7 protein-coding genes and 3 tRNA genes are annotated in these 7,926 nt (G+C 61.4%); 4 read left to right on the top strand and 6 right to left on the bottom strand.

The window, feature by feature from the left end:
• From U9R61_RS00460 to U9R61_RS00445, 4 genes are all read right to left on the bottom strand, one after another.
• On the bottom strand, window positions 1-91 hold a 91-nt coding region (locus U9R61_RS00460; protein ID WP_322486859.1), incomplete at its 3' end, for a GTP-binding protein.
• A gap of 107 nt (window positions 92-198) precedes the next feature.
• Window positions 199-274: transfer RNA gene (locus tag U9R61_RS00455), tRNA-Thr, on the bottom strand.
• A 41-nt stretch (window positions 275-315) separates the two neighbouring features.
• Window positions 316-401, bottom strand: a tRNA-Tyr gene (locus tag U9R61_RS00450).
• 12 nt (window positions 402-413) lie between these two features.
• Window positions 414-489, bottom strand: a tRNA-Thr gene (locus U9R61_RS00445).
• 196 nt (window positions 490-685) lie between these two features.
• Here U9R61_RS00445 and U9R61_RS00440 point away from each other — a divergent pair.
• Entirely contained in the window at window positions 686-1,003 is a 318-nt protein-coding gene (locus U9R61_RS00440; protein ID WP_322486857.1) for a hypothetical protein, read from the top strand.
• Here U9R61_RS00440 and U9R61_RS00435 read toward each other — a convergent pair.
• The gene (locus U9R61_RS00435) at window positions 957-1,394 is read right to left on the bottom strand and encodes a cupin domain-containing protein (protein ID WP_322486856.1); all 438 of its coding nucleotides are present in this window, start codon (window positions 1,392-1,394) and stop codon (window positions 957-959) included. The two genes, U9R61_RS00440 and U9R61_RS00435, sit on opposite strands and share 47 nt — an antisense overlap.
• 181 nt (window positions 1,395-1,575) lie before the next feature.
• Between U9R61_RS00435 and U9R61_RS00430 the strand changes: the two genes are divergently transcribed.
• The 3 genes from U9R61_RS00430 to U9R61_RS00420 all read left to right on the top strand — a co-directional run bounded on the left by U9R61_RS00430 (window position 1,576) and on the right by U9R61_RS00420 (window position 4,496).
• Window positions 1,576-2,982, top strand: a complete 1,407-nt coding sequence (locus tag U9R61_RS00430; protein WP_322486855.1) for a glucose-6-phosphate isomerase — start codon at window positions 1,576-1,578, stop codon at window positions 2,980-2,982.
• 180 nt (window positions 2,983-3,162) lie between these two features.
• Complete coding sequence (locus U9R61_RS00425) at window positions 3,163-3,549, top strand: hypothetical protein (RefSeq protein ID WP_322486854.1); 387 nt, start codon at window positions 3,163-3,165, stop codon at window positions 3,547-3,549.
• A gap of 428 nt (window positions 3,550-3,977) precedes the next feature.
• On the top strand, window positions 3,978-4,496 hold the full coding sequence (locus U9R61_RS00420) for an adenylyltransferase/cytidyltransferase family protein (protein WP_322486853.1): 519 nt from the start codon (window positions 3,978-3,980) through the stop codon (window positions 4,494-4,496).
• 72 nt (window positions 4,497-4,568) lie between these two features.
• Here the strand turns inward: U9R61_RS00420 and U9R61_RS00415 are convergent, their stop codons facing one another.
• Window positions 4,569-7,784 carry a DUF6519 domain-containing protein gene (locus U9R61_RS00415; RefSeq protein ID WP_322486852.1) on the bottom strand — a complete coding sequence of 1,072 codons (3,216 nt, stop codon included), beginning with the start codon at window positions 7,782-7,784 and terminating at the stop codon, window positions 4,569-4,571.
• Window positions 7,785-7,926 lie beyond the last annotated feature (142 nt).

Raw genomic sequence — 7,926 nt, 5'->3', positions numbered from 1 at the left:
CCGCCGTTAGCGTCGTCTTGCCGTGGTCGACGTGACCGATGGTGCCGACGTTAAGATGCGGTTTCGTCCGCTCGAATTTCTGCTTGGCCATGGATATTTTGCTCCTTAAGACAAGGCGCGAAAAGATGCCGCTCGTGCCAACAAGTCTGGCACGAGCAGCCGGGCGAGCTTCACGCTCAGCTCGCCGCTATAGTCGGCTGGAGCCTACGACGGGACTTGAACCCGTGACCTCGTCTTTACCAAAGACGTGCTCTACCGACTGAGCTACGTAGGCATAAACGAATAGAGTTGTGCTGGAGCTTCTCTATTCGATTTTGGTGGGCCGGGCAGGATTCGAACCTGCGAAGGCGTAAGCCAGCGATTTTACAGACCGCCCCGTTTGGCCACTTCGGTACCGACCCGTCTCGTTGCGATGGAGCCGACGCAGGGACTTGAACCCTGAACCGGCGGTTTACAAAACCGCTGCTCTGCCAATTGAGCTACGCCGGCGCGTACCGACGGCGTCGAGCCATCGCTCAGCGTAGTGCATTCTAGCACAATCTGCGGTTTTATGCAAATCGGATGCAATGTGCGGTTCCGATGCGCTCCTCCAAAGGCAAGACGCCGTGAGCGGGCCATTTGCCGGCCAGCGGCTTGTGCGCTATGATGAGGAGCGCCGATACGCAACGGGCACGGGAGCGAAGCGATGCAATGGCTGCGACGATTGTTTGGGCGGGGGGAAGAGGCCCCTTTTCTGTTGCTGCACGTGCGCTGCGCGCGGTGCGGCGCTGTGGTGCAGACGCGCATTAACCTCTATAACGATGTGTCGGTCGAGTACGATGATCGGGAAGAGCTAGCCGGCTATTGGATCCGCAAGGAGCTGATGGACGACCGCTGTTTCCGGCTGATGACCGCTGAGCTACGGTTTGACCGCCAGCGCCGCTTGATCAGCCAAGAGATCACTGGCGGCCAGATCATTACTGCCGAAGAGTATGCGCAGGCACGGCAAACCCAGCAACGGTGAGGCCGGCCATTACCGCCTCGTCGAGTGCCCACCATGTTGCGGAAGACGATTGCCACTCAGCTTCGGCCTGTCGCTGCAACAGATCGGCGCGCACCGGATGGAAGATGTCGAAGAAGGTTGAGTCCTCTTCCATCACTGCCTCGTGCTCAACCCCACCGGGAATATGGACGATATCGAGCGGGCCGAGTTCGCGCCACTCTTCGCCAACCCGGAAGCGCAAGCGACCGGCCACCACCAACGTCATCTGCTCGTGCGGATGGCTGTGGGCCGGCGCAACCGCCCCCTTGGGCGCATCGATCCGTACCGCCATCAATTCATTGCCGGCAAACGGGCGCACCGTCATCGCGCCGATCATGAAACTCTTGATATCGGCGGTCTGGGCGGTATCCATAGCACCTCTCCTTTCAGGCTGATATGCCCCATCTTACCGTTGCTGCCGGATGAACGCAAGCCGGAGCGGGCCGGCAAGAGATGTTATACTGAGGAGGCGAGGCGGCGTATCCCCTTCGCCAGAGGACACGGCGACGCGGTGTCTGCGAGGGTACGCTTTGACGACAACTAAGGAGAACCGTATGCGCCACGAGGATGCAGGTTGGCGGGAAACGCAACGGATCCGGCTGGACGTGAATAATGTATTCGGGCCGAACGGGCTTACTCCGGCGGAGTTGGAGGCTGAAACAGCGCGGGCAGGCGAGGCGATTGCGGCAGTGCAGAGCCGGCGTGAGGCGTTGGGGTGGCCGCTGTTGCCAGAGCAAGATGTGACGCCGTTTGAGCAATTTGCGGCCGCGCACCGCGACCGGATCGACACGTTTGTGGTGCTGGGCATTGGCGGCTCGGCGTTGGGCAATATCGCGGTGCAGACAGCCATCAACGGGCCGTTTTATAACCTCTTGCCACGCGAACAGCGCGGTTGGCCGCGGTTGCTAGTACTGGATAATTCTGACCCGGAACTCAACGCCGGTGCGCTGCGCATGCTCGATCTGCGGCGGACAATGTTCAACGTGATTAGCAAGAGCGGCACTACCGCCGAGACGATGGCTTCGTTCCTTTACTTCCAGCAGGCACTGGTTGAGGCAGTAGGGGAAGAGAAGCTCGGCGATCATATTGTGCTGACCACCGACCCTAGCAGCGGCTTCTTGCGCCAGATCGGCCAGCGCGAGGGGTGGACGATGTTTGACCTGCCGCCAAAGGTTGGCGGACGCTTTTCGGTGCTGACCTCGGTTGGCTTGCTCTCAGCGGCGATGACCGGGGTCAATCTCCGCGAGCTGCTAGCCGGCGCGGCCTACGGCGGCGAACTGGCAGCCAATCTCGATCCGCTGCGCAACCCAGCGGCGCTCGGCGCGCTGGTCAACTACCTCTGCTTCCGCAAAGGCAAGCCGATTGTGGTCATGATGCCTTACGCCAACCGGCTGCGCGACGTGGCCGACTGGTTTGCCCAATTGTGGGCCGAAAGCTTGGGCAAGGCGATTGACCGGCAAGGTAAGCCGGCACGGGTAGGCCAGACGCCGGTCAAGGCGCTAGGAGCCACCGACCAGCACTCGCAGGTGCAGCTCTATATGGAAGGGCCGTACGACAAGCTGATCAACTTCATCGCGGTCGAAAAGTATGCCGAGGAGGCGCCGATCCCAACCGCTTACGAGGATCTGGAGGGGGTGAGTTACCTTGGTGGGCATACGATGGCCGAGTTGATTCAAGCCGAGCAGCAGGCCACGGCGATTGCGTTGAGCGAGGCCGGCCAGCCGAATATGACCCACATCTTCCCAGAAATCAACGCCTTCACGCTCGGTCAATTCTTGATGTTGATGGAGATGCAGACGGCAATTGCCGGCGAGCTGTACGACATCAATGCCTTTGACCAACCCGGCGTCGAGGCAGGCAAGATCAATACGTATGCGTTGTTAGGCCGGCGCGGGTTTGAAGACCGGCGGGCCGCAATCGCAGCGCGGGCGCAAGCGTTGGATGCGCGGTGGGTGGTGTAACCCTGTACAGCCGCACGGCGTGCGGCTCCATCATGAACGATGGAGCGCTGAACGCCCGTGCGGTTGTGGTGGTTGGCACAGAGCCGCACCGCCGTGCGGCTCTACCGTTGTCCCAAACCACCCACTGTTGTACAGCCGCACGGCGGTGCGGCTCCGCCATCCAATCACAAGGATGTGATTATGTCTACATGGTTCCCGCCCCCCTTATGGGTATCATCGGTGGTCTGCGCCGTGATCGGCCTGATCGGCGGCAGCGCCTTTTGGTGGGCATCACGGTCATGGAGCATCTTCATTGCCGCATTTTTGTGGGCGCTGATCGGGACGGTAGGCACCGTGATCGGGCGCAGCGCCGGCGAGCGGTTGCGCCACGGTGATTGGAAGCATGCCACCCGGCTGGCGCCGGTGCAGACTATCGTGCCTATGATCGGATTTCTGGGTGTCGCCTTACTGGTTGGCGCGCCATTGAATACCGATCAGATTTTGGTCGTGTGTGGGATTGTGCTGGTGCTAGCGGTACTGTTTTGGATCGGGTTGCCGCTCACTTCGCCATTTCGGGAGCGGAAATAAGCTGAACGCAAAGGCGCAATGACCGCAGGGTTGGAAGGATCCTCAGACAGGAGTCCGGCTGAAGCAGGAGCTTGCTGCGGGCGCTGCGCGCCCGCGCACTGACAGGCGTGACCTGTTGTCATTGCGAGCCGCGCTTACGCGCGGCGAAGCAATCCCCTGTGAGCACGGGCGCAACCCGCTGAGGCATGACCTGCGCTCAAGCGGGAGCTTGCTGCGGGCGAGCGATCCCAGCCCGGCTGGAGGCCGCCACTCCCTCGCAATGACAACGGGGGAGGGGAGCTTGCTGCGGGCGCTACGCGCCCGCGCATTGACAGTAGGGGTGCGCCCTGCGTAAGGACAGCAGGGGAGCGCGGGCGGCCCGCCATGATACGATATCATAGCAACGCTATGCCCTATCGCCACCACACATGCACGGAGCGCGGATCATTATGGATCACCAATCACCACCATTACCAATCTACCCGCTTGCCGAATTGGTCGTCTTGCGAGCCGGATGGCGCGCTGCCGGCTTGAGGGTGGTGCTGACGAATGGGGTGTTTGATCTGTTGCATATCGGCCATGTGAACTACCTGACGGCAGCGCGCGAGCTGGGGGATCGGTTGATCGTGGCGATTAACAGCGACGAGTCAACCCAACAGCTTAAGGGGCCGTTGCGCCCGATCGTGCCGGCGGTGGAACGCGCCGCGATCATCGCTACGCTGCGCTGCGTTGACGCAGTAACGATCTTTGCCGAATGCACCGCTGAAACGGTGGTGGCGGCACTCGCGCCTGATGTGTACGTCAAAGGCGGCGATTACGGCCACGGCGCTGCCATCGATGAAGCCCGCTTGCCAGAAGCGCGGATTGCGCGCGCACACGGCGGCGAGGTGCGGTTGCTGCCGTTTCACGATGGCCACGCCACAACCCGATTGATCGAACGAATTGTGGCGCGGTATGGCAGGGGGTAGGGGCGCATGGTCGCGTTGGGAGACGCACGGCCGCCGGTATGTGGTTTGGAGACGCACGGCCGTGCGTCGCTACTAGGTGATTTGGATGAATAGGTTGGCGACCCGTTCGGCAAACCGCGAAATGTCGAACAGACGCCCATGTTGGGCTTGACCCGACCCCTGATTACCAATGAAGGTCGCGGCGTCGGCGAGGCACCAACCCAATGGCGCATTCGCAACGCTAGCAACGTGGGTTATTGACAGCTTCCCACGCGGTGCGGCCATGGCGGTGAATGAATTGGCCTGCGCGATGAGACTCCGGCTGAGGGTGAGATTGGCAACACCCTCGATCACGTTGCCGTCGAGCAACAAGCGCGCACAGACATCGTCGTCGAGGGCAAAGGTTGCTTCGCCGTCTGACCGGCGCACGATCGCTTCCAGCAACGCAAAGCCAATACTCAGACTGACGAGATGATTGCCGCGCAGTTGCACTGTTCCCATATACGCGGCATGGATCGCCATCCGCGATCCGCCCGGTTCGTTGGGTTGTTGATCGAGCCGGAGCAGATTGGCAGCACGTGACGCAACCAGTTCAACCGGGGCAGGCATGCCGTACAGACTGACGATGCCGTCAATGCGATTGTGTTCGAGCACCACAAGATCGTCTTCATCAAGCAAATCGACGATCGCGCCAAGGCTATTTTCATCGACGGCGCGGCGCCGGTGCAGTATGAGTGCGGCGCCGGGGCGCGATTTGACCGCGGCGGCGCGCAGATCGAACAGAATGTCGAGCAGCGCAACGGCACTGGCTTCGGCTTGATTGAGAGCAAATTCCAGCTTGCGGAGTTGGAGCAACTCGGCAAGAGGAGACGACTCGATCATTTCTCCGAGCGGCTCTTGCAACTCGCGGAGCAGGAGCGCGCGTTGATCGAGCGTCAGTTGGGCTAGTTCTCCCGCGGCCTTGACCGCCAGCTCGTACCATTCGGGTGCAAGTACCAACCGCTCATCAGCGAAGAGATCAGCGAGCAGCGGGATTTGGGCTTTGGCGAAGAGATTGCGCAATGGCGGGAAGGTGCGGTCGGACACCGCCGCCGTGAAGGTGTTGCCGCTCAGTCGCACATCATCGCCGCCGGTGATGGCAACGAGGGCACTGCTATCAATGAATTGCTCTTGGTTGAGCCAGCCAGGCAGGGTGAGGCCACTGATTGCGCAATCGGCCATGATCACCCGCAGGCAACGATCAAACGAGAGGGCCACTGTCCCCGCTTCGGGGATGAAGGCAATATCAAGAGCGAGATTGCGCAGCGCTACCGAATCAAACCCGCTTAACTGCAGCGGGCCACCAAAGCGCACACTGGTGGCCGGGCCACAGCCCTTGATTTCAAGCACGAACGGTTCGTTGGCGGGCGCGAGATCGAGTCGGATACTCCCGGCAGCGTGACGGCCGGCGCGCAAGCAGAGGCAGATGCGACGCTCGCCGCGAGCGAGCAACTCTTTGAGAGCCGTTTCAAGATCGGGAAACTCGCCGCCGTCGCCGACGCTTACACAACAGCCGCCGCCACGGGGCCGCTGGCAGAGGATGTCGAGCGCCTCTTGCACAGTGCGGGCATCGGCCAGATCAGAGCACGTACCGGGTTGGTAAGCCACATTGCTGGCGCGGCTGAGGTTGGCGTTGAAGAAGACGCGCGGCAAGACCGGTTCTCCGGCACTATCGAGAAATGGCTTGCCGTCGATCTCGACCAAGAAGGCTTCAACGCGCTGGCTCTGGACGGCGGGGCCGAGTTGCCACTGGCAGGAGTAGATACCGTTTGGACCGGCAGTCACATCAACGCTCTTGCCGGTGGCGCCGCCGGCAGTGAGTTGGCCGGCAGCAGTTTGGGGCACGATCCGAAAGCACACGCGGGCATTGGTGACCGGTTGCTGGCCGTTGGTGACGGCCACTTGCAGCGGTTGGGCGAGCGTCGCGCCGGGCAGCGCCTCTTGACCATCGCCGCCAACGGCATAGAACCGGATCAGCTCAGTCAGGGGCAGAAAGAGCCGGCGGCAATCGCTGCGTTTAGTCCACACGCTGCCATTAAAGTCAAGCAGGGCTAATTTGCAATAGGCATGGTGGATGCCGTGCGGGCGTTGCGACATCGGTACACCGCCGGTACGCGGCCACTCGATATCACCGGTAACAGTGCGGGCCGGAATGAGCCAGTAGTCGCCGGGACGGAACGTACCGTTCTTGAGCCGGATCTGCACCCCTTGTTCGAGTTCGGTCCACGTCGCTGCACCGGTAGTGACAACTAGCTCACCGGTATCAGCAGGCATATCCCAGCGGCGCAGTTTGGGGTTGGGACCGAATGCGCTGTAGGCGATCGTTTGCCCGCCCGGATCGATGGTGACAATATTGTCTTCGACTTGCAGCAACTTGACCAGCAGACCCGGTTCGCCCCGCTTGTCACGCGCATCATCGGTCAGCTCGACCCACTGGTTGGGTGCGAGACCCAATACCTCATCGCGGCCAGTACTGGCGACAATCAAGCGATTGGGATTCAGCGGATCTTGCCCGCTCCAGCCAACTGCCACCGAACCGTTTTCCCGCGACCACTTGAGCGCAATACGGGTGTTCGAGACGATCCGATGCACTTCAACCCGATAGAGCTGGTTTTCTAGCCCGCGATAGCCGGCTTGGGCCGGCACGACGCAGGGATCATTGACGGTTAGGTCGGGTTCGGCGCGAGCTTCGAGCATACCGCTACTGCCGGCCAGCAACGTATCCCACGCCGCGTTTGGCGCGGCGCAGTCGAAGGTTGCGCCGGGATCGCCGGCACGCAACAGCTTGACTTGCGCCATTACCTGCAAACGGGTCGTGGTGTCAGGGCCGCCGAGCGCGACTTCGCGGATAGCAGCATCTTCAAGCGCGGTTACATGCCGTTCCCAGACATCGAGATAGGCGAGATAGACCCCGGCGGGCAGCGTTGCATCGGCAGCCAAGCCGGCCACCTGCGCTAGGGTGGCGACGGGCAGATCAGGTTGAGCGGTGATGGCAACTGTCTGCTCGTTCTCGAGACGGATGCCGGCGACGTAGTAGCGACCGGCAGTGATGTTGAGCGTGCTGCCAGCAACGACGATATCAAAGCCAGCTTGGCCCTGCGGGCCGCCGCAACGCCCGATCAGATCGGTGCGAGCCGCGCGCTCATCGGCGAGATCGATCGCGAGTTGCTCGTTCCAATCGGCATCGAGGGCGACGCGCCCCTGTTGGTTGAGCACGCCGCTGTAGTGCTTCGTGCGGTCGAATGTCCATCGGGTGAAATCACCGCGCATACAAGGCTCCTTTAGAGTAGAGGCGCAAAGCGGGCAAAGGCGCAGAGTATGTGACGCAAAGGCGCAAAGGACGTAGAGTGGTTTGTTGGGTTATGAAGGAAGCCATACTCATACCTTTACGGTTGCATATCGTTGGTGCGAA

Origin of the sequence: Chloroflexus sp. (assembly GCF_034431535.1) — a bacterium.
In the GTDB taxonomy this organism is placed as follows: Bacteria; Chloroflexota; Chloroflexia; order Chloroflexales; family Chloroflexaceae; genus Chloroflexus.
The sequence above is the reverse complement of the archived record's forward strand: the minus strand, read 5'-3'. Positions and strand labels throughout refer to the sequence as shown.

Bases quoted from the DNA above. Each gene is read 5' to 3' on its own strand.
- U9R61_RS00440 (WP_322486857.1), top strand. From the start codon at position 686: ATGCAATGGCTGCGACGATTGTTTGGGCGGGGGGAAGAGGCCCCTTTT.
- U9R61_RS00420 (WP_322486853.1), top strand. From the start codon at position 3,978: ATGGATCACCAATCACCACCATTACCAATCTACCCGCTTGCCGAATTG.
- U9R61_RS00430 (WP_322486855.1), top strand. From the start codon at position 1,576: ATGCGCCACGAGGATGCAGGTTGGCGGGAAACGCAACGGATCCGGCTG.
- U9R61_RS00425 (WP_322486854.1), top strand. From the start codon at position 3,163: ATGTCTACATGGTTCCCGCCCCCCTTATGGGTATCATCGGTGGTCTGC.
- U9R61_RS00435 (WP_322486856.1), bottom strand. From the start codon at position 1,394: ATGGATACCGCCCAGACCGCCGATATCAAGAGTTTCATGATCGGCGCG.
- U9R61_RS00415 (WP_322486852.1), bottom strand. From the start codon at position 7,784: ATGCGCGGTGATTTCACCCGATGGACATTCGACCGCACGAAGCACTAC.